The sequence below is a fragment of the Saccharococcus sp. Marseille-Q5394 genome (genome assembly GCF_946901335.1).
GTDB lineage: Bacteria > Bacillota > Bacilli > Bacillales_A > Planococcaceae > Sporosarcina > Sporosarcina luteola_C.
The window spans coordinates 1,030,958-1,052,500 of the sequence record NZ_CAMPPQ010000002.1 but is presented as its reverse complement, the minus strand read 5'-3'; the positions used below and the strand labels follow the sequence as shown (position 1 = coordinate 1,052,500).

At 45.3% G+C, this 21,543-nt stretch carries 23 protein-coding genes (1 of these 23 running past the window's edge); 6 read left to right on the top strand and 17 right to left on the bottom strand.

The window, feature by feature from the left end; all coding sequences use genetic code 11:
- Positions 1-704, bottom strand: partial view of a nucleotidyltransferase-like protein gene (locus OC538_RS15840; protein WP_251696380.1) — the 5' portion only. Its footprint begins 169 nt before the window's first position; the window shows 704 of its 873 coding nt (coding positions 1-704); the start codon lies at positions 702-704; its stop codon lies off the left edge, out of view.
- A gap of 168 nt (positions 705-872) precedes the next feature.
- Here OC538_RS15840 and OC538_RS15835 point away from each other — a divergent pair, with 168 nt between their 5' ends.
- Positions 873-1,244 (top strand): YgzB family protein, encoded by a 372-nt coding sequence (locus OC538_RS15835; RefSeq protein ID WP_251696382.1) that lies wholly within the window; start codon positions 873-875, stop codon positions 1,242-1,244.
- A 41-nt stretch (positions 1,245-1,285) separates the two neighbouring features.
- Here OC538_RS15835 and perR read toward each other — a convergent pair whose 3' ends face one another.
- The 3 genes from perR to bcp form a co-directional block, all read right to left on the bottom strand.
- A complete protein-coding gene (gene perR, locus OC538_RS15830) occupies positions 1,286-1,729 on the bottom strand; it encodes a peroxide-responsive transcriptional repressor PerR (protein ID WP_251696384.1) in 444 nt (147 codons plus the stop codon).
- Between the two features lie 114 nt (positions 1,730-1,843).
- Complete coding sequence (locus tag OC538_RS15825) at positions 1,844-2,788, bottom strand: D-2-hydroxyacid dehydrogenase (RefSeq protein WP_251696386.1); 945 nt, start codon at positions 2,786-2,788, stop codon at positions 1,844-1,846.
- Positions 2,789-2,800: 12 nt separating this feature from the next.
- Positions 2,801-3,280: a thioredoxin-dependent thiol peroxidase gene (bcp, locus tag OC538_RS15820; protein ID WP_251696388.1), complete on the bottom strand. Its 480-nt coding sequence runs from the start codon at positions 3,278-3,280 to the stop codon at positions 2,801-2,803.
- 126 nt (positions 3,281-3,406) lie between these two features.
- On the opposite strand from bcp, the gene OC538_RS15815 reads away from it, so the two are divergent.
- Both OC538_RS15815 and OC538_RS15810 read left to right on the top strand, forming a co-directional pair.
- Complete coding sequence (locus OC538_RS15815) at positions 3,407-4,711, top strand: glutamate-1-semialdehyde 2,1-aminomutase (protein ID WP_316044316.1); 1,305 nt, start codon at positions 3,407-3,409, stop codon at positions 4,709-4,711.
- Positions 4,712-4,756: 45 nt separating this feature from the next.
- Positions 4,757-5,839 (top strand): FUSC family protein, encoded by a 1,083-nt coding sequence (locus OC538_RS15810; protein ID WP_251696389.1) that lies wholly within the window; start codon positions 4,757-4,759, stop codon positions 5,837-5,839.
- A 35-nt stretch (positions 5,840-5,874) separates the two neighbouring features.
- Here the strand turns inward: OC538_RS15810 and nikC are convergent, their stop codons facing one another.
- The 9 genes from nikC to mutY all read right to left on the bottom strand — a co-directional run bounded on the left by nikC (position 5,875) and on the right by mutY (position 15,543).
- Positions 5,875-6,771, bottom strand: a complete 897-nt coding sequence (gene nikC, locus OC538_RS15805; RefSeq protein WP_262177235.1) for a nickel transporter permease — start codon at positions 6,769-6,771, stop codon at positions 5,875-5,877.
- Between the two features lie 17 nt (positions 6,772-6,788).
- Positions 6,789-7,793, bottom strand: coding sequence for an ABC transporter permease (locus tag OC538_RS15800; RefSeq protein ID WP_251696393.1), 1,005 nt, complete (start codon positions 7,791-7,793; stop codon positions 6,789-6,791).
- Positions 7,794-7,922: 129 nt separating this feature from the next.
- Positions 7,923-9,506 carry an ABC transporter substrate-binding protein gene (locus OC538_RS15795; RefSeq protein WP_251696395.1) on the bottom strand — a complete coding sequence of 528 codons (1,584 nt, stop codon included), beginning with the start codon at positions 9,504-9,506 and terminating at the stop codon, positions 7,923-7,925.
- The gene (locus OC538_RS15790) at positions 9,503-10,516 is read right to left on the bottom strand and encodes an ABC transporter ATP-binding protein (RefSeq protein WP_262177233.1); all 1,014 of its coding nucleotides are present in this window, start codon (positions 10,514-10,516) and stop codon (positions 9,503-9,505) included. The genes OC538_RS15795 and OC538_RS15790 overlap by 4 nt, the downstream gene beginning before the upstream one ends.
- The gene (locus OC538_RS15785; protein ID WP_262177232.1) at positions 10,488-11,510 is read right to left on the bottom strand and encodes an ABC transporter ATP-binding protein; all 1,023 of its coding nucleotides are present in this window, start codon (positions 11,508-11,510) and stop codon (positions 10,488-10,490) included. The genes OC538_RS15790 and OC538_RS15785 overlap by 29 nt, the downstream gene beginning before the upstream one ends.
- A 214-nt stretch (positions 11,511-11,724) precedes the next feature.
- On the bottom strand, positions 11,725-13,470 hold the full coding sequence (locus tag OC538_RS15780; protein WP_262177230.1) for an ABC transporter ATP-binding protein: 1,746 nt from the start codon (positions 13,468-13,470) through the stop codon (positions 11,725-11,727).
- A 53-nt stretch (positions 13,471-13,523) separates the two neighbouring features.
- Positions 13,524-14,072: a DUF402 domain-containing protein gene (locus tag OC538_RS15775; RefSeq protein ID WP_251696403.1), complete on the bottom strand. Its 549-nt coding sequence runs from the start codon at positions 14,070-14,072 to the stop codon at positions 13,524-13,526.
- Positions 14,073-14,213: 141 nt separating this feature from the next.
- Complete coding sequence (locus OC538_RS15770) at positions 14,214-14,420, bottom strand: gamma-type small acid-soluble spore protein (RefSeq protein ID WP_251696405.1); 207 nt, start codon at positions 14,418-14,420, stop codon at positions 14,214-14,216.
- Positions 14,421-14,481: 61 nt separating this feature from the next.
- A complete protein-coding gene (mutY, locus tag OC538_RS15765) occupies positions 14,482-15,543 on the bottom strand; it encodes an A/G-specific adenine glycosylase (protein ID WP_262177228.1) in 1,062 nt (353 codons plus the stop codon).
- A gap of 123 nt (positions 15,544-15,666) precedes the next feature.
- Between mutY and OC538_RS15760 the strand changes: the two genes are divergently transcribed.
- Positions 15,667-16,650 carry a metal-dependent hydrolase gene (locus tag OC538_RS15760; protein WP_262177226.1) on the top strand — a complete coding sequence of 328 codons (984 nt, stop codon included), beginning with the start codon at positions 15,667-15,669 and terminating at the stop codon, positions 16,648-16,650.
- 90 nt (positions 16,651-16,740) lie between these two features.
- On the opposite strand, the gene OC538_RS15755 is transcribed toward OC538_RS15760, so the two are convergent.
- Both OC538_RS15755 and recX read right to left on the bottom strand, forming a co-directional pair.
- Complete coding sequence (locus OC538_RS15755) at positions 16,741-17,070, bottom strand: YfhH family protein (RefSeq protein ID WP_251696408.1); 330 nt, start codon at positions 17,068-17,070, stop codon at positions 16,741-16,743.
- Entirely contained in the window at positions 17,060-17,872 is an 813-nt protein-coding gene (gene recX / locus OC538_RS15750) for a recombination regulator RecX (RefSeq protein WP_251696409.1), read from the bottom strand. The genes OC538_RS15755 and recX overlap by 11 nt, the downstream gene beginning before the upstream one ends.
- A gap of 247 nt (positions 17,873-18,119) precedes the next feature.
- On the opposite strand from recX, the gene OC538_RS15745 reads away from it, so the two are divergent.
- Positions 18,120-19,016 carry a TIGR01777 family oxidoreductase gene (locus OC538_RS15745; protein WP_262177224.1) on the top strand — a complete coding sequence of 299 codons (897 nt, stop codon included), beginning with the start codon at positions 18,120-18,122 and terminating at the stop codon, positions 19,014-19,016.
- Positions 19,017-19,072: 56 nt separating this feature from the next.
- Entirely contained in the window at positions 19,073-19,876 is an 804-nt protein-coding gene (locus OC538_RS15740; RefSeq protein ID WP_262177223.1) for a polysaccharide deacetylase family protein, read from the top strand.
- Positions 19,877-19,975: 99 nt separating this feature from the next.
- Here OC538_RS15740 and OC538_RS15735 read toward each other — a convergent pair whose 3' ends face one another.
- Positions 19,976-20,953, bottom strand: a complete 978-nt coding sequence (locus tag OC538_RS15735; protein ID WP_262177221.1) for a M23 family metallopeptidase — start codon at positions 20,951-20,953, stop codon at positions 19,976-19,978.
- Between the two features lie 184 nt (positions 20,954-21,137).
- The gene (locus OC538_RS15730; RefSeq protein ID WP_262177220.1) at positions 21,138-21,368 is read right to left on the bottom strand and encodes a hypothetical protein; all 231 of its coding nucleotides are present in this window, start codon (positions 21,366-21,368) and stop codon (positions 21,138-21,140) included.
- Positions 21,369-21,543: the final 175 nt, after the last annotated feature.

Here is a 21,543-nt window from a genome sequence, read left to right as displayed (position 1 = left end):
GTCTCTTTCGTCGACATGACATCCATGATATGCCTTGCTCCGTCCAACGTCCGGTTATGAATGAAGAATTCACTTGCAAGGAATAAGAGCTCCAGCCTTTTCTCTATCGGTTCTTCGCTCATGATTAGTTCTTCATAGAGTTTATAGATTGCCGGATCTATCTTTTTCACTTGGGACCATACAGTCACTTCGGGAGATGATCCCTTTTCAATAACAGTCAGCCTGGCTAGATGATGAAGGGATTGAATCGCATGATGATACGCATCCATATAGTTTTGCTGCTCAAAAAACATTTTTCCTTCCATATACACTCTCACTAATCTGGAAAGCTCGAGTCCCATCTTTATCTTACGGCCATAGAAAGGATACTCCTTCAACTCGTTTTTCAAGCTCTCAACAAATTCGTTGCGGTCAAAGAAAATCTTCCCATAGAACAACCAGTCGACAACTTTCCTTCTTGTCCCGAGCAAAAGCCATTTCCTCAATTGTTTTTCGCTGATGACGTGCATCGCTGCTTTCCCTGTTCCATCCGTATAGTGTTTTGTATATATGGGTGTTTCTTCATTAGATGTAATGATGAGCATGATTTCGTCAAACGTGTCTGTTATCGGATCGCCTGCACCCCTTTTTTCAACAAGAATGACACCCAACGTTTCAGGCGAGCTTGCGCGTTCTTGATAAATCGGTCTAAGAACCTGTTCCATTATGACACCTCCACTTTTATTTCTTTCGACGCGTCTTCTGAAAAACCCTTCATTCAAAATTCGTAAAATATGATGCGTATGGAATTTGTGCTATATTAATTGAGGAACATTCAAATCGTTTCTATAGATGTTCCTCATTCATTACAGTCATTCTAAGGAGGATTATGGATGAAACCTTATAAAAATAAAATAAATCGGATCCGGTCATTTGCGTTATCCCTGATTTTCATCGGGGTCGTCATTATGTATCTCGGGATATTCTTCAGGAAGAATGAAATCATCATGTTGATATTCATGGTACTAGGGCTCCTTGCGATTCTTGGCAGCACGGTCGTTTATGCTTGGATCGGAACCTTGTCGACGAGGGCTGTGCAGATCGTCTGTCCGAATTGCGGCAAAGCGACTAAAATGCTTGGACGCGTTGATATGTGCGGTCATTGCAGAGAGCCACTTACATTGGATCCTTCTTTGGAAGGTAAGGAATTCGATGTGGCGTATAACCGTCCGGAAAGTAAAAAAGAAGCTTCAGAAAAAAAATAACAAAAAACCGGTTCCGTCTTTTAACCTCGGAACCGGTTTTCTTATTTTGCTTTATTGACGCCTGCAGCACATTCAGGACATGTTCCATATACTTCGAGTCGGTGGGAATTCACTTCGAATCCCGTGACATGGGAAGCAAGATGCTCAACTTCTTCAAGTCCGGGATGGTGGAAGTCGACGATTTTTCCACAATTATCACAAATGATATGATAATGATCATGTGTAACAAAATCGAACCGGCTCGACGAATCACCATAAGTGAGTTCCTTTACTAGCCCGGCATTCCGGAAAACACGCAGATTATTATATACGGTCGCAACACTCATATTTGGAAAATCGGCTTCTAACGCTTTATATATTTCATCAGCAGTAGGATGCGTCTCGGAAGAAATGAGAAACTCTAATATAGCATGCCTTTGCGGTGTAATACGCACACCACTTTCCTTCAATGTGACAAGCGCGTCTTTCAAAAACACTTCAGACATCGCCAACACTCCAATCCATAAAGATTACTTCTTTATAATCATTATAATTAGTTTACTGAGAATAGGCATGTTTGTCAACTAAAGTGCTGTTCCATTGGAAAAGAAGACATCTGGTCAATACCCTTTTTCAGTATCGATCAAATTGATTAAGTTCCTATCCCCTTTTTGCCACTTCTCCAGATTTTCCGTGAAAAACTCAAGCGCCCTCTCAATATATTTCCCGGAATGGCTGGAAACATGCGGAGAAATGGTTACATTCGATAAAGACCATAGCTCGCTTTCTATTGGCAACGGTTCCTTTTCAAATACATCTAGCACCGCGTGCCCGATTTCTCCGTTTTTCAAAGCATCCACGAGAATCGATTCCTTTACGAGGTCGCCTCTGCCTAAATTCATGAATATTGCTGACTCCTTCATCGCTTGGAAATGGCTATCCTTGAGCAATTCCTTCGTTTTAGGTGTGCTAGGCAATACGGATACGACAATATCAGCTTCCGGAAGTTTGTTTACAAGCTCTTCGAATTGGATGGTCTCGTCCATGAACTGAGCTGGATCCCCTGAGTGATTGCAACCGATTGTCCGGACTCCGAACGCTTGAAGCAAACGACCGATTTCAGATCCAATCGCCCCTGGGCCGAGGATGAGCGCAGTCGACTTTCGCAATTCCGATTGGCGTAGTTTCGTATTCCATTCTTTCCGTTTTTGCTGCTCCGCTATTGTAGGCAGTGCCCGCCCTAGCGACAGTATATGAGCAAGTGCCGTTTCAGCCATCGGTGTTTTGTGGATTCCACGTACATTGCTAACGATGATTCCTTTTTCTGCAATAGCTGCAAGCGGCATCTTTTCCACCCCAGCGGAAGCAACCATCAGCCACTTAAGGGATGGCGCTCTATCTAGCACCTCTATAGTTATGTCCTCTCCATACGTGACGATGATTTCGAATTCATCGAGCGGAACTTCATCAATCTTCTTATGGAAGCTAAATTGAAATGCGGGAAAATCCGACTCCAATTTATCCATCTGTTCATCCTTGATCTTGAAAGTGAATAAAACATTCATCCCATTTCCCCCTTACGCCTTCTTCGTCAATTGCTCCAATGTCGCAAGCGCTTCTTCAATATGCCCCTTCACTTTCACTTTCCGCCATTCCTTCACTACAGTTCCAGTAGGGTCGATCAGAAACGTGGATCGCTCGATGCCCATATATTCCTTGCCGAACATTTTCTTTAATTTCCATACACCGTATGCTTCAGCTGCTTCATGGTTTTCATCCACCAACAACGAAAACGGCAGTCCTTGCTTTTCGATGAACCGTTGATGTGATGCTTCATTATCAGGACTGACCCCAAGAATGACAGCATTCAGATCACTGAAGCTTTGATGCGCATCCCTGAAATCACATGCCTGCGTTGTGCAGCCGGGAGTGGCATCTTTCGGATAAAAGTAAAGAATGACATACTTCTCCCCTTCAAAATTACTTAGCGAAACGATTTCACCGTTTTCGTCCGGCAATGAAAACTGTGGCGCCTGCATACCTTCCAACTTTTCCATATCGATCCCTCCAACTTTTTCTTTATACAATCGTACCGGACAACCCGCCTAGTTTCAATTTCTTTGGCGTAACGGCCCAAGTTTGTATAAAATAGAGTGTGTACCGATTTGAACGGAGGAATTGAAATGAACAGAACTAATTCAGAACAAATCTATCAAGATGCATGTGAACATATCGTCGGAGGCGTAAACAGCCCTTCCCGCGGTTATAAAGCGGTCGGCGGTGGAGCGCCCACAGTGATGGAGCGTGCGGAAGGCGCTTATTTCTGGGATGTTGACGGGAATAAATATATCGATTACTTAGGTGCTTACGGTCCAATCATCACAGGCCATGCTCATCCACATATTACAGAAGCGATTACAAAGGCGGCAACGACCGGGGTTTTATACGGGACTCCTACGAGGCATGAAGTCAAATTTGCTAAGATGCTGAAAGAAGCGATCCCTTCCATGGACAAGGTCAGATTCGTCAATTCAGGAACCGAAGCTGTCATGACGACAATCCGTGTAGCCCGCGCCTTCACCGGAAGGACAAAAGTGATGAAGTTTGCAGGCTGCTACCATGGCCATTCAGACCTCGTACTTGTAGCCGCAGGATCCGGTCCGGCAACTTTAGGAACACCCGATTCAGCGGGAGTCCCAGCATCTATCGCTCAAGAAGTCATCACAATTCCATTCAATGATCCGGATGCTTATAAGGAAGCAATGGAAAAATGGGGAGACCAACTGGCCTGTGTGCTAGTCGAACCTATTGTCGGGAATTTCGGCATCGTCGAACCGAACGAAGGATTCCTTCCACTTGTCCATGACCTTGCGAAGGAAAAAGGCGCACTCATCGTTTATGATGAAGTGATCACAGCATTCCGTTTCCATTATGGCAGTGCTCAAACTCTGCTTGGAACGACTCCCGATTTAATTGCTTTCGGTAAAATCATTGGCGGCGGCTTGCCAATCGGTGCATATGGCGGCAAAAAAGAAATCATGGAAACCGTTGCCCCCCTCGGCCCTGCCTACCAAGCCGGGACGATGGCTGGAAATCCCGCTTCCATGCTATCCGGTATCGCTTGCCTAGAAGTATTGCAGCAACCCGGCGTATACGAAGAGATGGACAGGCTGGGAGGAATGCTTGAAGAAGGCATCCTTCAATTGGCGGAAAAGCACGGCATCACACTAACAATCAATCGTCTTGGCGGTGCGCTGACTTTGTTCTTCACTGATGTTATAGTAGAGAACTATGAGCAGGCTGAACAGACAGATGGAGAAGTTTTCGCTAAGTTCTTTAAACTGATGCTCGAAAACGGCATCAACCTCGCCCCATCTAAATATGAAGCTTGGTTCCTGACAATTGCTCATAAAGAGGAGGACATCACTCATACACTAGAGGCGGTGGACCGTTCATTCCAAGAACTTTCCCTCCAAATGAACAAATAAGAAACCGCACACAACATAAATACCTTTAGTAGAAAGGATAATCATATGAAACTTGGCGCCCGCATCTTCAAAACGGGTATAGCAATCGTTGCCGCATTGTTTCTGGCGGAGATGCTCAGCTTGCCGAATCCTGTCTTTGCAGGAATTGCGGCCATCTTTGCGATTCAACCATCCATTTACCGATCTTATTTAACTATAATTGAGCAGATCCAAGGTAATCTGATCGGCGCCATTACAGCCATCACCTTCGTGCTAGTATTTGGACATCAAATTGTAACTGTTGGATTTGCGGCGGTCATCATCATCTTAATCATGCTGAAGTTGGGGCTGGAGAAATCAATTTCCTTAGCTTTAGTGACGATGATTGCCATCATGGAGATCAAAGGGGATGCATTTCTATCCTTCGCTCTGCTCCGATTCGTCACCATGGTAATCGGGGTCTTATCCGCCTTTGTCGTAAATTTGCTGTTCATGCCTCCGAAGTATGAAACGAAGCTATTTCAGGCGATCCACCAAGCGCAGGACGAAATCATCAGATGGATACGGCTTGCGGGCAGACAGGCATCCGAACATATTGCAACGAAAAAATCGTTGGTGAAAATAAAGGAACGCCTTTCGAATGTCGATCTGCTCTATTCGCTATACAAAGAGGAAAGGAGCTATTTCAAGAAGAACTCCCGCTCGAAGGCGCGAAAGCTTGTCATATACAGACAGATGATTGCAACATCAAAAAGCAGTTATGAGGTGCTGGCGAGGCTTCATAACTACGAAAACGAACTGATCAACCTGCCGGAACATTTCCGGATGATGATTCAGGAGCGGCTAGATGCATTGCTCACTTATCATGAACAGATCCATCTGAAATTTGTAGGCAAATTGAAGGCGGACCGGATGATGGATAGTTTGAATGAGGAATTCATCCAACGTCAGGAAGTGATGGATATTTTCGCGAAGGAAATTGCTATCACAAAGGAAGAGGAAGAATTCACCGCTTACCACCTCCTCCATGTCCTATCCTCTTTATTGAATTACGAAGAACAGTTGGAGTATCTGGACCGGCTGATTGTTTCCAATCAACGAAGGCACGGACACGAAGTTAGCAATGAAATGCAAAACGAGATCTATTAAAAAACCATCCTTGGAAAATCCCAAGGATGGTTTTTTTAGTTTTTCATTTTCGGATCGAGCGCATCCCTTAAGCCGTCGCCCATCAAGTTGAAACCTAACACTGTCAACATGATGGAAAGCCCAGGGAAGATCATCGTCCATGGGGCGGACTGCAAATACGACTTCGAGTCGGCGAGCATTTTCCCCCATTCGGGCTGCGGCGCCTGGGCACCGAGTCCGAGAAAGCCCAGTGCTGCAGCTTCCAGGATGGCAGTTGCAACGGCCAGCGTCCCTTGTACAATGACGGGTGCCATCGAATTCGGCAGGATGTGTGAGAATAAAATACGGGCATCCTTCATTCCGATCGCCTTTGCCGCCATAATATATTCATCTTCCTTGATGCTCAGCACTTTAGATCGTATCAATCGCCCGAAATTCGGAACGTTGATGATCGCGATGGCAATCAAGGCATTTTCAAGTCCTGGCCCCAAAACGGAAACGATAGCAATAGCGAGCAGAATCGATGGAAATGCAAGCATAATATCAAAAATCCTTGAAATGATCGTGTCCGTCCACCGGCCGTAGTAGCCGGCAACAATTCCTAGGAAACTGCCGACGATGACCGAGGCGATGACTGATAGGAATCCGACAGAAAGCGATATCCGTGCTCCGTGGATAATGCGTGACAGGATATCCCTGCCGAAATCATCCGTTCCAAGCAAATATTCCGCTGAAGGCGGTTGGAGCCGATCTGCAGGCATTTGCTGATTGATCCCTTCTTTTGCAATGAAAGGACCGAAAATGGCTAGAAGCACGAAAAAGAGGATGATGACCATTCCGGCAACCGCCACCTTGCTCTTCCTGAAGTTTCTCCAAGCCTCACGCCACGGGCCCGTCGTCCTCTCTATTTCCGCTTCCACAATTCCGTCCATTTTAGGTGTAAATTCAGACATTCCGCATTCCCCCTTCCTCAGTCATATTTAATCCTCGAATCGATCAGACTATAAAGTAAGTCGACAATCAAGTTGATCATGACGAAGATGAAGGCGACAACAAGAATAGCGGATTGAATGACGGGATAATCCCGGAAGTTGATGGCGTCGTAAATATACCGCCCGATGCCCGGCCACGCAAAGATTGTTTCAGTCAAAATGGCGCCGCCGAGAAGCATTCCCATTTGCAGACCGATAATCGTCAATACGGGAATGACTGCATTTTTGAACGCATGCTTGTAAACGACCCAAAACATTTTCTGCCCCTTCGCCCGGGCAGTTCGGATGTAATCGGAACGCATGACCTCTAGCATGCTTGAGCGCGTCATCCGCGCGATGATCGCCATCGGAATCGTCGCCAATGCAATGCCGGGCAATATGAGATGGCGAAGCACTTGATATAATTGATCGAATCGGCCTTGGATGATCGTGTCGATGATGTACAGATTGGTGATCGCATGGACGGGATCCCTTACTTGCTCCCTCCCTGCTGTAGGAAGCCAGCTGAATTCAATAGCAAATGCCCATTGTCCTAAAAGCCCCAACCAAAAGATCGGCATGGAAACACCAACGAGCGCCAAAATCATCGCTATGTAGTCAAACCACGAATTTTGGAACCACGCCGAGACGATGCCTGCGTTTACTCCTACGATTATTGCGATTATCATTGCAAAGAAAGCGAGCTCCATCGTTGCGGCCAGATGCGGCCAAATTTCATCGGCGACTGGAAGCCGGGTGCGCATGGACTCCCCAAGATTGCCTTGTAAGATTCCACCTAAATACTTGAAAAATTGAATAAACCACGGTTGGTCCAGCCCAAGTCTCGCGTTCATTGCTGCGATTGCCTCTGGCGACGCCTGCTGCCCTAAAATGACTTGGGCAGGGTTTCCGGGAATCGCCCGGACCATCATGAAAACGATGAAAACCATACCAAGAAGAACAGGTATTAACTGCAATAATCTTTTGCCGATGTAACTGAGCATTTCATTCACCTCACCAAAATCATTCGGATTCCGACAAACTTCACCTTCCCCAACTGCCACTCCATAGGAAAAGGGGGAAATCGAACGACTCCCCCCTTACTGGTCAACGCAACGTGAAAAGCGGTTCCATTATTTGAATTCTACGTTCGATAATAAATCTGATCCTGTCGGATGCGGAACGAATCCAGTTAAATCCTTAGATGCCGCGAGAAGTGGTGTAGAGTGCGCAATTGGTACCCAAGGCGCCTCTTCATGGATGATCTCTTGTGCTTTCTTATAAAGCTCGATTCGTTTATCCTCATCCACTTCCGTTTGCGCATCGATGAATAGTTTATGCATTTCATCGTTTTTGAAGTACGTATAGTTGTTGCTGCCAATATTATCTTCATCTAATAAAACATATAGGAAGTTGTCGGCATCACCGTTATCCCCTGTCCAGCCAAGCATGAAAGCATCCGCTTCCCCTTTGCTCGCTTTATCGAGATACGTCGGCCACTCAAAGGATACGATTTTCGCCTTGACTCCAATTTCAGCTAAATTGCTTTGAATGACCTCAGCAACTTTTGCTCCATCCGGCATGTACGGACGCGGAACAGGCATAGCCCATAGTTCCATTTCGAAGCCGTCTGGATAGCCTGCTTTCGCTAAAAGTTCTTTCGCTTTTTCAGGGTTGTATTCATACTCTTCAATGTCATCGTTATAGCCTGAAATGGAAGGCGGCATCGGGTTTTTCGCGCTATTCGCCCTTCCTTCGAAGAATGATTCAATGATTGTCTTCTTATCGATTGCATAGTTCATTGCCTGACGCACTTCTTTCTTATCGAAAGGAGGGCGAGTCACCGTTAACCCAAGATACCCGACGTTCATCGACGGACGTTCAATCAATTGCAGATCGGCATTCCCTTCGATCTTTTCACCGTCAGCAGGATTGATGCCGTCCGCAAGATCGATTTCCCCGGCAATAAGTGCATTCAAACGTGCGGAGTTGTCCGGGTAGGATCGGAAAATGACTTTATCCAATTTCGGCAATCCTTTTTGCCAATACTCATCGAATTTTTCAATCGTGATCGATTCATTCGGTTTCCAGTTAACAAACTTGAATGGGCCCGTACCGACAGGATTCCTTTCAAATTGGTCATCGCCTTTTTCGAATGCTGTCGGGCTTGCAATTGCGAACATGCTCATTGCAATGTTTTTCAAGAACGGAGCCTGTGCCCGTTTCAGCTTGATGATGACCGTGTGATCCCCGTCAGCTGTGACTGACTCGATCACGTGCTCTTCATCGTCTTTAAATCCGCCGAACATGGATTTGTAATACGGGAATTTATCCGCATCCCCATTCGCCCAGCGCTCAAAGTTCTTGACGACCGCTTCAGCATTGAAATCGGTACCATCATGGAATTTGACGCCTTCCTGCAATTTGAATGTGTACGTCAAACCGTCATCCGTGTTCCATTCTTTTGCAAGGCCTGGCTGGATTGTCGTATCTTCCTTGCCGAAATTCAACAGCGTTTCGTATAGATTGACTGTCACTTTAAACGTTTCGCCTTCCGTGACCCTCGACGGATCAAGCGAAGTTGAGTCGCCGCCGCGGCCGAAGACTAATGTATCCTTTGTACTTCCACTGCTCCCTTCGCCGCCACAGGCAGCGAGTACAGTAGACAGAACTAGCAATAATAATAACGCAGCTGACCACATTCTCTTTTTATTCATAGAGACCCCTCCAATTGTTTTATATCATCGTCGACCTGACTCACGTATAGGTGGCAGGCGACAGAATGACCGGTAGTTTGTTCCGTGAGTTGCGGTGAAACTTTAGTGCAAATGTCCATCTTGAATGGACAACGTGTATGGAATGTGCACCCGGTTGGCGGGTCAGCAGGATTGGGGATGTCTCCTTCTATGATGATCTGTTCTTTCTGATATTCCGGATCCGGAACGGGCACAGCAGATAATAACGCTTGTGTATATGGATGCAACGGCTTTTCGTAAAGCTGTTCACTATCCGCAACCTCCACCATCTTCCCTAAATACATGACAGCGACACGATCGCTAATATGACGAACGACGCCGAGATCATGGGCGATGAAAATATAAGTGAGGTTGAACTCCTTTTGAAGATCTTGCATCAAGTTCAATACTTGCGCTTGGATGGAAACGTCCAACGCCGAAACGGGCTCATCTGCTATGATCAGTTTCGGATTCGTCATTAAGGCGCGTGCAATACCGATCCGTTGCCTTTGTCCCCCGCTGAATTGATGGGGATAGCGCTTCGCATGATAGGCATTCAATCCGACGATTTCCAAAAACTCGCGGACCTTCTTCTTCCTTTCCTTTGCGTCCGAAACGCCATGGACGATGAGTGGCTCCTCCAAAATCTTGCCTATCGTATGGCGTGGATTCAACGATGCATAAGGATCCTGGAAAACCATCTGGATATCGCGGCGTGTTTTTCTCATCTCTTCATGACTCAATGACGCAAGGTCTTTCCCGTCAAACTCGATTTGTCCGTCTGTAGGTTCCAGCAAGCGCATGAGCACACGCCCCGTTGTGGATTTTCCGCAACCGCTTTCACCGACGATTCCAAGCGTCTCCCCTTCATTAACGAAAAACGAGACGTCGTCGACAGCCTTCACATAACCGACCGTTTTTCCGAACATCCCTTTTTTTACGGGAAAGTACTTTTTCAGGTTTTCAACTTTCAACAAAGGCGTTGTGGACATCCGACTTCACCCTTCCTTCGTCATATAGGAAACATCTCGTCTGATGGACATCCGCAGTTTCATAAAGCTCCGGGTTTTCCTGATAGCACCGGTCAAACGCAAATTCGCACCGTGCCGCGAACCGGCAGCCGCTCGTTATGGAACCTGGCTTCGGCACATTCCCTGGAATGGAATGAAGCCGATCCTTTTTAACACGCATATCCGGCACTGACTGAATCAGGCCCTTTGTATACGGATGCTGGGGATCTTCAAAAATGAGTTTGGTCGGGGCCTCTTCGATGATTTGCCCCGCATACATGACGATGACCCGCTCACAAGTTTCCGCAACAACTCCAAGATCATGGGTAATCAATAATATGGCAGTCCCCAATCGTACATTCAAATCTTTCATCAATTTCAATATTTGCGCTTGGATCGTCACATCCAGAGCTGTCGTCGGTTCATCCGCAATCAATATTTTCGGGTTGCAGACGAGTGCCATCGCGATCATGACCCTTTGCCGCATCCCACCGGACAATTGGTGCGGATAATCTTTCAGCAAAGCTTCGGCACGAGGCAGGCCGACCAACTTCAACATCTCGATGGCCCTTTCCTCTGACTTCTTTTTTGACCATCCTTTCTCGTGAATCGAGATGGCTTCGACCATTTGATTGCCAATCGTAAATAGTGGATTCAAAGACGTCATCGGCTCCTGGAAAATCATCGCTATGTCATTACCTCGGATCTGTCTCATCTCTTTTTCTGATAAACCGATTAGATCGCGTCCGTTGTACACAATTTCCCCGCCTGCAATTTTTCCAGGCGGACTAGGTACGAGCCCCATTATTGATAGGGAGGTAACACTTTTTCCGCATCCTGATTCCCCTACGATTCCTAAAATCTCGCCATCTCGAAGATGAAAGTCGATGTGATCAACCGCTGGGACTTTTCCGGAGTCTGTGAAAAAGGTAGTCTGCAAGTCTTTTACATCAAGAATTTTATTCCTTTTGTTCATCAGATCACCTTTTCGCTTTATGTGTTTTCTGAAACATTCGATTAAACCCATTATACTTTCTATTAATAAAAAGGCAATATGCAATTTTCATAGTACTTCCACTAGGTTTAGAACGCGGAGCAACTATCTTAGGGCAAAGGGGGACATCATTCGTCGCGATTGCCGAATGGCAGAATAAAAAAAGCTACCGGTTCTTCTCCCGGTAGCTTCACGATTATAACGATTGAACTTGAAACAGATTGTAATAGATCCCTTGTTTCGCCATGAGTTCTTCATGGCTTCCGATTTCCTTCAACTCTCCGTGATCAATGACAAATATCTTGTCGGCATGGGTAATGGTCGATAGCCGATGTGCAACAATCAAGGTTGTCCTGTCACTGGCAAGCCGTTCGAGGGATTCCTGGATGAGCGCTTCACTTTCTAGATCCAAAGCGGAGGTCGCTTCATCCAAAATGAGCAACGGCGGATTTTTCAAAAACACACGTGCAATCGCTATCCGCTGTTTTTGACCGCCAGATAATTTCACGCCTCGCTCCCCGACAGTCGTATCGTACCCTTCCGGCAGCGATTCGATGAAGTCATGCGCATTTGCGGCTTTAGCTGCGGCAATCACTTCCTCGTCCGACGCTTCAGGATTCCCCATCAGAATATTGCTCTTCACCGAATCGCTGAAGAGGATGCTGTCTTGGAGGACGAGCCCTATTTGGTCACGCAATGATTTCAATTGGATATCACGTAAATCATGGCCGTCGATACGGATCGATCCCTCTGTCACATCGTAAAACCGCGGTATCAGACTGACAATCGTCGACTTCCCTCCGCCGCTCATACCGACTAGCGCGACCGTCTCACCCGGCTTGACCGTAAAGTTGACGTCACGGAGCACCGGCTCTTCATCTTCTCCATACGAAAAATCGACATGGTCGAATTGGATTTCCCCTTCGATGTGCGGCAATGCTTTTGCACCGCTCTTATCTTTAATATCATAGGGTTCTTCCATCAATTCAAAAACCCTGTCCATCGAAGCGAATGATTGCGTCAGTGATGTCGAAGCATTGACTAATCTTCTAAGCGGATTGTACAGACGATCTATGTACGCAATGAAGGCGACCATTACGCCGACGGATAAAGAACCGTTGATCACCTGATAGCCCGCATAGGAAATGACGAGCAATGGAGCGACATCCGTAATCGTGTTCACGACCGCAAACGCTTTCGCATTCCATTTCGTATGATCGATTGCCTTATCGAGGAAATTGCCGTTCGTACGGTCAAAACGCTCTTGTTCTGTATCCTCAAGCGCAAAGCTTTTAATGACGCTTATTCCCGTCACACGTTCGTGCAAATAACTTTGCACATCGGCAAGTGCTTGCGAACGCTTTCTCGTCAAGTCCCGAAGCTTTCCGAAAAAGTGCTTCACACTATATGCATAAAAAGGGAATGCAAGCAATGTCACGATTGTCAACGGAACATCCATTGTAAGCATGATGCATGTCGCAATAATGATCGTCGCTAAGTCGAGCCACACATTCATCAAGCCGATTGTGACAAAGTTTTTCGTCTGTTCGACATCATTTATGACGCGTGAAATGACCTCGCCCGCCCGCGTATTCGAGTAGTAACGCAGCCCGAGCCTTTGCAAATGTCCATATAGGTTTTCACGGATATCGTATAAGATTTTATTACTGACGTATTGCGCGAAGTATTGTCGATAATATTCAACAGGCGGCCGGATGATGAAAAACAGTAATACGGTTCCTCCCATCCATAAGAAAAGCTGCTTCGTCTTTTCCGCATCGGTCAACGTATCCGCCATGATAATATCGTCGATGACGATTTTAATAAGGTAAGGAATGAATAAAGGAATTGCGAATTTCACGATGCCGATTAAAATTGTCAAGACGATCTGCCAATTGTACGGCTTAACAAATTTCATATATCTTTTTATACTGTCTCCCATTTTCATCCTCCTAAAACAATAAAAAGCCCAACTGCATGAACGCAGACAGGCTCTCATTGGTCATTTTTCTTTACCTGTTTATAGAACTGATACCTGGAAGTCCATACTTCTATGAAGTCCGGTGCAAATGGCCCTTTGCGCTGTTTGATCCACATAAGAAGTTTATCCAGATTTCGCTTCAGTATTTGGTCGATGACACCTGGATATTTCATCTTCTTTTTATGGTCATCATATTCATCTTCATCCAGGATCAAATAACTCATATCCGGAAACACTTTCACATCAAGGTCATAATCGATGTATTTCAGTGCTTGATGGTCATATACGAAGGGTGAACTCATATTCACATAATAATAGACCCCATCTTCGCGAAGCATGCAAATGATATTGAACCAATGTTCGGCATGGAAATAACAGATTGAAGGCTCCCTTGTCAGCCATGTCCTGCCGTCCGCTTCTGTGACAAGCGTCCGTTCGTTCGCCCCGATCACAATATTCCGCGTCCCCTTCAAAACGGTTGTCTCTTGCCACACACGGTGGATATTGCCATCATGCTTATAGCTATGTACCTGTATCGTTTCGCCTTCTTTCGGTATTGTCATCAGTAAAACCACCTTTAAATGTCGGAAACCCTAATATTCGTACATTATACCAATTGGCCGATCAAAATTGAAACGTTTACCCTTCGATACAGATATATAAAAAACCGGCAGCTTTTGCTGCCGGCCGGTGATGTCCATCCATTATTTCGACTGTTTACCGAAACTTCCTGCTCCGCCGGAAACGTTTGTTTTGTTCATTTCCGATTGTTGGTTTTGTTGGCGAACTTCGTTTACGTCTGTTTCAGATCCAAACTCTTCAGACATGATTTCTTGTTTGACTTTGTTTGGTTTTGTGAACGAAGCTTGCGTTGTTTGTTGGTTAGAGTTGTTTCGATTTTTGTTTGTCATGGATTTTCACCTCCGTAACCACTATGATGTTCAATGCCCGTTTTTTTATTCCGGGATTTTTTTAGGTAATCATTGGATTTTTCACTTCGTCCCAAATTTTCATCACGGGAACCGCCTTTGGCAATGCTTCCACTTCTTCCTCCGAAAAGAACTCGAAACCTTCAGGAGCCCGATCCTCCGTCACTGCCAAATAACTTTTCACTTCCCAAGTAAGATGGGAGAAGACATGTCTGAAATCAGTCAATGGTGTAATCGAGCGGATGTCTAAGTCGAGCTCGGCTTTCACAATTTCTTCGATAGATCCAGATGTATTTTCCACCATCGGAAACTCCCACATATTTGCTAAGAGCCCTTTCGATGGTCGTTGCCTCAATAGCCATTTCCCATTGATATTCCGGATGGCGATTGAAAGAATAGGGACTGTCTTCGTCTTCGCTTTTTTCGATTTTACGGGAAGTTCCTCCTGCTTTCCTTCGTGGAACGCTGTACAAAAATCACGGACCGGGCAAAGAAGGCAATTCGGTCTTGGTGTACATATCGTCGCCCCAAGCTCCATCAGACCTTGATTGAACGATGAAGGATCTTCCTTGTCAATTAACGCCATGACGACTTCCTCGAATATCTTCCGTGTTTTCGGAATGGCGATATCCTCTTCGATTAATAAGATCCGGGATAAAACTCGCATGACATTCCCATCTACAGCATGCTCGGGAACGCCGAATGCGATGCTGAGCACAGCGCCGGCAGTATACGGTCCGACACCTTTCAACTGGGATATATCTTTTCGATTTTTGGGAATCCGGCTTCCATATTCCTCTACAACTTCCTTCACGCCTGATTGCAAATTCCTAGCGCGGGAATAATATCCGAGACCTTCCCACAACTTCAAAACATCTTCTTCCTTCGCAGCGGCCAAGTCGGCAAGCGTCGGAAACTTCTCAATAAACCGTTCGTAATAAGGGATGACCGTTTCTACACGTGTCTGTTGAAGCATCACTTCAGATACCCATATATGATAAGGATTCGACGTCCTTCTCCATGGCAGATCCCTCTTTTCTTCCAAATACCATGTGATGAGTGCCTTCCTGAATTCACTTTCAAGTTTCCGTTCAAAGAGTTGCATGATTACCTCCGTTTTGCATATGCTTTTCGTTACTGAAAAATAGGGTATATACTAATAAAAGAATTATGATTGCGTGTGTTACGCTTCACTGCCAATTCAGTGGCTATGTAAAGGAGTGATCTTTTGGATACAGGAACACATATTGTCATGGGTGCCGCCATTTGCGGTTTATCACTGGCGGATCCAGTCGTAGCCTCAGATTCCGTCACTATGACGGCGGTATTTATGGGCGTCGTATCTGGCTCATTGATACCCGATGTTGATACTGTTCTTAAATTGAGGAATAATGCGGTTTATATACGGAACCATCGTGGAATTACCCATTCCGTGCCGGCAGTCCTGCTTTGGCCGCTTATCATATCGGTTTTGCTGTCGTTCATTTTCCCAGAGGCGGCATTCTTTCATCTGTGGGCATGGACTTTCTTAGCGGTTTTTTTACATGTCTTTGTAGATATCTTCAACGCTTACGGCACACAGGCGTTACGGCCATTTTCCAATCAATGGGTCGCCATAGGGGTCATCAATACATTCGATCCGATCATTTTTGCGTTGCATATTATCGCAATCATTGCATGGATGTTCGGCGCTGAACCTGTCCTGACCTTCTCGCTTATGTATATAGTGGTTTTCTTCTATTATTTATTGCGTTTCGCCGTCAAAGCGGCGGTGAAACATGCTGTCCGCAATACAATTCCGGATGCTGATGATATTTTCATCGCGCCGACGATGCATTTTTTCCAATGGAGAGTTGCCGCATCCAATAAGAATTGTCACTACGTCGGACGGGCATACGGGCGTTCCGTCAATATATATGACAGATTCGAACGCGAGCCGATGCCGAAAACGCCTTATATCGATGCGGCGATGGAAGATAAGAATATACAGGCTTTCGTATCTTTCTCACCAATCTACAGATGGTCCGTTTCACATGTCGGGCATTTGTATGAAGTCCGTCTCATCGATTTGCGTTATCGGAGCAAGAGCTATTATCCGTTCGTCGCTGTTGCGCATATTAATGAAGATATGGAAGTGATCAATTCGTATACAGGGTGGATCTTCTCGGAGGACAAGCTCCGTAAAAAACTGAATTTCATTCCGAATTCCTGATAAAAGCGTAGGGCGCCTGGAGCTAAACGTAGAAAAGGACATGAGAAAGCTTGCCGAATATATAATCGGCAAGCTTTTGCATGGATCTTATTATTTACCCGTCTTAACCGATTGCAGCATCGCGATCGGCAACGCTTCTTCTGCACGTTCGCCGCCTAAACGGTATCCCCAAGCGAAACGGCCTTTCAAATAGTCAACATGGAAAAAGACGCCCTCGTCGCCTTCGATCCTGTAGATTTCACCAGGAACGATTGTTGACGGATCGATCATATAGGATTTCGCCATGAGCGCCTTGCGCTGATAGACGGCGAACTCATTGATCATACCCAATTGCTCCGCCTTGCGCGCTTTTTCCATCAGACTGCCGATTTCCGACCGCAGCTCATGTTCATTCATTTCACTATATTTTTTAGTCTCCATCTTCTTCGTTCTCCTTTTTTTCGATGAAACTGTCTATTCGTTCGAATGGTATTCCCTTTTGGTACATCGCCTGTTTTATCCGTCTTCTTAATTCATATCCGGAAAACTTCGACTGATAACGGCGCCACGCCTTCTCACCGACAGAGCTGATGATCGAATCCCACTCGTCTTCATCCCTGCCGAAATCTATTTCTTCCAAAACACTTCTAATCAACTCAAAGGAGTACCCTTTTCGGGCAAGCGCATTTTGGATTCTTTGCTTCAATTGTGCTGGAGCGATTGAACTGTTCGTCCTAGCCGCCTTTTCAGCTAATTTCTTTGCGACTGCAAATTGTTCTTCTTCTGAGTAGCTTTCTAGCACTTGTTGCTGCAACTCCTTCCCGACCCCTTTTTTCTGCAATTCTTGTTGGATCGCTTTCGGACCTTTGTTTGAAGCGTTTTTTTGAGTACGCATCAATGCTTCGGAAAATGCTTCGTCGTCAAGGAATCCGAGCCTTCTTAATTTCACGATTGCTTCGAGGATGACTGCTTCCCCGTATTCCAAGTCTTTCAGTTTCTTTTTCACTTCAAACTCGCTTCGCATTCTGAAGGAAAGGTAGTGGAGTGCGCGGTTGAATGCTTTTTCGATTTGGTCTTCGTATGTGATTTCGTCCATCGACCATTCGTCAAGTTGCATTCCTTTTGTGAGTCCGAATTTGACGAGAACGGATTCATGGACGCTGAAGGCATATGTTTCGTCAAGGAATATATTATAACGTTCGCTATCACGTTTTTGTTGTGTTATTTTCGTAATAACAGGCAAATCTAGTCGACCTCCCTCGCTATCTATAAGTATACATGTTCTGGTCGAAGAGGTCAGCTTTGTAGTTCCAAACTGGATTTGCGCTTCAGGCGGACGCTTTCCGCGGGCACGGCTTCAGCCTCCTCACTACGCTTTGCTTCGTTGCGGGGTCTTCAGCTCGTGCTGTTCCCGCAGGAGTCGCCGCCTTCCGCTCCAATCCGGAATACATCTCTCACATACTTATTTATTGAAATAAGGGGGAATATAGATGAAAGTTGTTATTGCTGGTGGTTCGGGTTTTATTGGACGGCATATTACAGACTTACTTTTGAAAAATGGTCATGAAATCATTGTTCTTTCAAGGAAGAAGAAAGACGATAGCGAGCAAGTGAAGTATGTGCTTTGGCTGCATGATGGTGCTAGTCCGGAGAATGAGATCGGCGAAGCGGATGTGTTCATTAATCTTGCGGGTGTTTCAATTAATGATGGGCGTTGGACAGAGGCTCATCAGAAACGGATTTATGAAAGCAGGATGGAAGCGACGGATGAATTGATCCGGATCATTGGCGAGTTGGATGAAAAACCGTCCCTCTTTATCAATGCCAGTGCAATCGGAATATACCCTGCTTCCGAAGCAGCCATTTATACGGAGAAATCTGCTGAAGTTGCTACGGACTTTCTCGGTAAGACAGTGAGTGATTGGGAGAAGAAGGCGGAGTCGTTAAATGATCTTGGGATAAGGACTTTATTTACTCGATTCGGACTCGTCCTTTGGAAAGATGAAGGTGCTTTGCCGCTTATGGTCCTGCCGTATAAAATGTACGTTGGCGGTAAAGTAGGAACCGGACAGCAATGGGTTTCTTGGGTGCATGTGCGAGATGTTGCAAGAGCGGTTCTGCACATTATGGAAAACAGCCAATTGGAAGGCGCTGTCAATGTCACCGCTCCGTTCCCTCTCCGGATGGATGATTTCGGGAAGATGATCGGAGCCACTCTACATCGGCCGCATTGGTTCCCCGCTCCTTCTCCGATCATGAAGCTGGCTCTCGGGAAAAAGAGTTCTCTCGTATTGGAAGGTCAATATGTGACACCTGAAAAGCTTTTGGCAGACGGCTTTGAATTCGATTTCCCTGTGTTGTCCTTGGCACTGGACAATCTATTGTAGAAGCGTATAGTTCCTTTATTTCCGCACATCCTACTCAAAAAGGAGATGTGCAATCTATGGTTGAAGAACATGGACCTGGAATACTTATGGCTGCCTTCATAATCGTTGTCGGTATTTTGTTCAATCCGTTCGCAGCAAAAGCGGAAGAATTCCATTGGGGTTTCAAAAAGGCGACGAATGGCGTCCCTCCGAATGCAGGACCCGCTTTGGAATCAATGCTTGAAAAGCATGGCGCTATATATAAAGGCAGTCCTGACGAAAAGATTGCCTATTTGACCTTCGATAATGGCTATGAAAATGGCTATACGGAAAAGATTTTGGACGCATTGAAAAATGAAGACGTCCCAGCGACATTCTTTCTGACGGGACATTATTTGAAAAGCGCCGCCCCCCTCGTTCAACGCATGGTGAAGGATGGGCATATCATCGGAAATCATTCTTATGGGCATCCGAATATGGCGAATCTGTCCGAAGCTAGAATGGAAGAGGAATGGAAAAAGTTCGATGAGCTGCTTTATCAAACGACAGGGGTAAAGCGGACGGTGTATGCAAGGCCGCCTGAAGGGATTTTCAATGATGCTGTATTAAGCAAAGGGAATGAGCTGGGCTACCGTCACATGTTCTGGTCTGTCGCTTTCATTGATTGGCATGCCAATAAACCGCGCGGCCGCGACTATGCCTACAATGAGTTGATGAATCAGCTTCATCCTGGAGCAGTCATTCTTATGCATACCGTATCGCCCGATAACGCGCAAGCACTGCCGGATTTCATTCGCGACGCCAAGAAAGCGGGATATGAATTCCGTTCATTGGACGATCTTGTCATGGAATATGAAAATGTGAATTCGATTTTGCGGTGAAATGAAAGCATCCCTTTCGATGAATAGGAAACGCAGTATAACTCACAATAGAGACCGCCAATTCGAATATGGAATAGGCGGTCTTTTTATGGATTTTGCTTATTCTACAAAATCGCCTTGGCTAAATTTATCCTCCCTGTCAAATCTAATATTGATGCTTTTTGAATTCGTCGGGTCCGGAGAATCAGCCACATGAAAATGGATATGCGGTTCACTGGAATTCCCTGAGTTACCAACTAGTCCGAGTAGGTCACCCTTCTTGACCTTATCCCCCTCCTCTACTACTACCGATTGGTACTTAAAGTGAACGAGATAACTGAATTCCTCATTACCATGATCAAGGATGACATAATTCCCGAAAGGTTGCTCCCGATTCATTTTACCAACTGGGTTATTATCTTCTACACCATTTTCTACTTTCACAACTATTCCATCAGCCGGAGCCAAGTATTCCTTGCCGAATGCAAAATAGCTTTCATTTAAGGTAGGATCCCCTTCGTACGTGCTGTAGTCATTCCTTATCAAAAAGTCGTAAGCATAGCGCTGGTTTTCAAATTCATAATGGTAATTAAGCAGACTGTTTGTACCTCCCCAAAACACAAACCACTTATCCTGAAAAGGAAAATCAAATACTGTTTCCGTATATATGTTGTCAGTTTCCGGATACGCATCGAGTGGCTTCATCTGCAATATGTGGAAATTATCATCCTCCCCAACGATTGCCATCATTCCTTTAGAACCACTTTCATCTATCCAACTATATTGCTTGGCACCATTACCATAAGGATTTTCAGATTGTAATATATATTTTGTAACACCTTTATTAAATTTTTCACCTGACTTACGGAACTGTTTCAAGCTAACTTGATCCTGAAACGTTTTGCTCGTCTGACTGTACACCCTCTCATAGTCCCCGTTTAGAAAAGCATCGGGTAATTCCTTTGGCTTCAACAGTTTGACGCCTTGCTCAATATTCTTTTCCTTCCTTTCTTCTCCCCCCTCCTCTCCAGGATTACAAGCCGTTATGAATACCGTTGAAATAGCAACCAGGATTATTAAAAGCTTCAAATACCTCAAGATACCCCTCCTCATTCAATTTTGGCGATTATATAGTACTACAGCCAATTGAATGAAAAAGTTTCATTTACTGAGGTTAATTAAAACACCCGAAGAAATAAGAGACACATTTCCTGCGCTCGTGCCCGATTTTATAAATACAGTCTTTCATAAAGAAGGATTTCACTGTCCCCAAAAATCCCTTTTACGTATAAACGGAAAAAGACCATACGGTTAAAAAGATGCTTACTATTCCCCAAAGAACGGCTCCCCATATCCACCAAACAATAGGTTTAGTTGAAGTCTGTTCACTCTCCAGACTTTCCTCGTTTTCTATTATTAAAGAAAGCTTCCTTTCCATACTTTTTTTCATAAAAACGAGAACAACAAATCCGATCACAATGAAACCAACAGTTATCCAAAGTAGGAAATCCATTTTTACACCCCCTAGTTAAAGTACGACCCAACACAATATCTATTACATCCTTTTAACATAGTTTCTAATTGACTTTGAAGAAAGGTCTTCCACAATCTGGCCCTATTGCTGTACGGTCCATGTAAGTCCTAATACCAGAATTGTGCCGATTGTAGTATATCGCTCTGCACATCTA

What these genes read in the sequence shown, in the direction of transcription:
- OC538_RS15755 (WP_251696408.1), bottom strand. Translation starts at nt 17,070, where the DNA reads ATGGAGACTAAAAAATATAGTGAAATGAATGAACATGAGCTGCGGTCG.
- OC538_RS15795 (WP_251696395.1), bottom strand. Translation starts at nt 9,506, where the DNA reads ATGAATAAAAAGAGAATGTGGTCAGCTGCGTTATTATTATTGCTAGTT.
- mutY (WP_262177228.1), bottom strand. Translation starts at nt 15,543, where the DNA reads ATGCAACTCTTTGAACGGAAACTTGAAAGTGAATTCAGGAAGGCACTC.
- OC538_RS15745 (WP_262177224.1), top strand. Translation starts at nt 18,120, where the DNA reads ATGAAAGTTGTTATTGCTGGTGGTTCGGGTTTTATTGGACGGCATATT.
- OC538_RS15730 (WP_262177220.1), bottom strand. Translation starts at nt 21,368, where the DNA reads ATGGATTTCCTACTTTGGATAACTGTTGGTTTCATTGTGATCGGATTT.
- nikC (WP_262177235.1), bottom strand. Translation starts at nt 6,771, where the DNA reads ATGTCTGAATTTACACCTAAAATGGACGGAATTGTGGAAGCGGAAATA.
- OC538_RS15775 (WP_251696403.1), bottom strand. Translation starts at nt 14,072, where the DNA reads ATGACAATACCGAAAGAAGGCGAAACGATACAGGTACATAGCTATAAG.
- OC538_RS15780 (WP_262177230.1), bottom strand. Translation starts at nt 13,470, where the DNA reads ATGGGAGACAGTATAAAAAGATATATGAAATTTGTTAAGCCGTACAAT.
- bcp (WP_251696388.1), bottom strand. Translation starts at nt 3,280, where the DNA reads ATGGAAAAGTTGGAAGGTATGCAGGCGCCACAGTTTTCATTGCCGGAC.
- OC538_RS15770 (WP_251696405.1), bottom strand. Translation starts at nt 14,420, where the DNA reads ATGACAAACAAAAATCGAAACAACTCTAACCAACAAACAACGCAAGCT.
- OC538_RS15790 (WP_262177233.1), bottom strand. Translation starts at nt 10,516, where the DNA reads ATGTCCACAACGCCTTTGTTGAAAGTTGAAAACCTGAAAAAGTACTTT.
- perR (WP_251696384.1), bottom strand. Translation starts at nt 1,729, where the DNA reads ATGTCTGAAGTGTTTTTGAAAGACGCGCTTGTCACATTGAAGGAAAGT.
- OC538_RS15785 (WP_262177232.1), bottom strand. Translation starts at nt 11,510, where the DNA reads ATGAACAAAAGGAATAAAATTCTTGATGTAAAAGACTTGCAGACTACC.
- OC538_RS15740 (WP_262177223.1), top strand. Translation starts at nt 19,073, where the DNA reads ATGGTTGAAGAACATGGACCTGGAATACTTATGGCTGCCTTCATAATC.
- OC538_RS15835 (WP_251696382.1), top strand. Translation starts at nt 873, where the DNA reads ATGAAACCTTATAAAAATAAAATAAATCGGATCCGGTCATTTGCGTTA.
- OC538_RS15800 (WP_251696393.1), bottom strand. Translation starts at nt 7,793, where the DNA reads ATGCTCAGTTACATCGGCAAAAGATTATTGCAGTTAATACCTGTTCTT.
- OC538_RS15825 (WP_251696386.1), bottom strand. Translation starts at nt 2,788, where the DNA reads ATGAATGTTTTATTCACTTTCAAGATCAAGGATGAACAGATGGATAAA.
- OC538_RS15810 (WP_251696389.1), top strand. Translation starts at nt 4,757, where the DNA reads ATGAAACTTGGCGCCCGCATCTTCAAAACGGGTATAGCAATCGTTGCC.
- OC538_RS15815 (WP_316044316.1), top strand. Translation starts at nt 3,407, where the DNA reads ATGAACAGAACTAATTCAGAACAAATCTATCAAGATGCATGTGAACAT.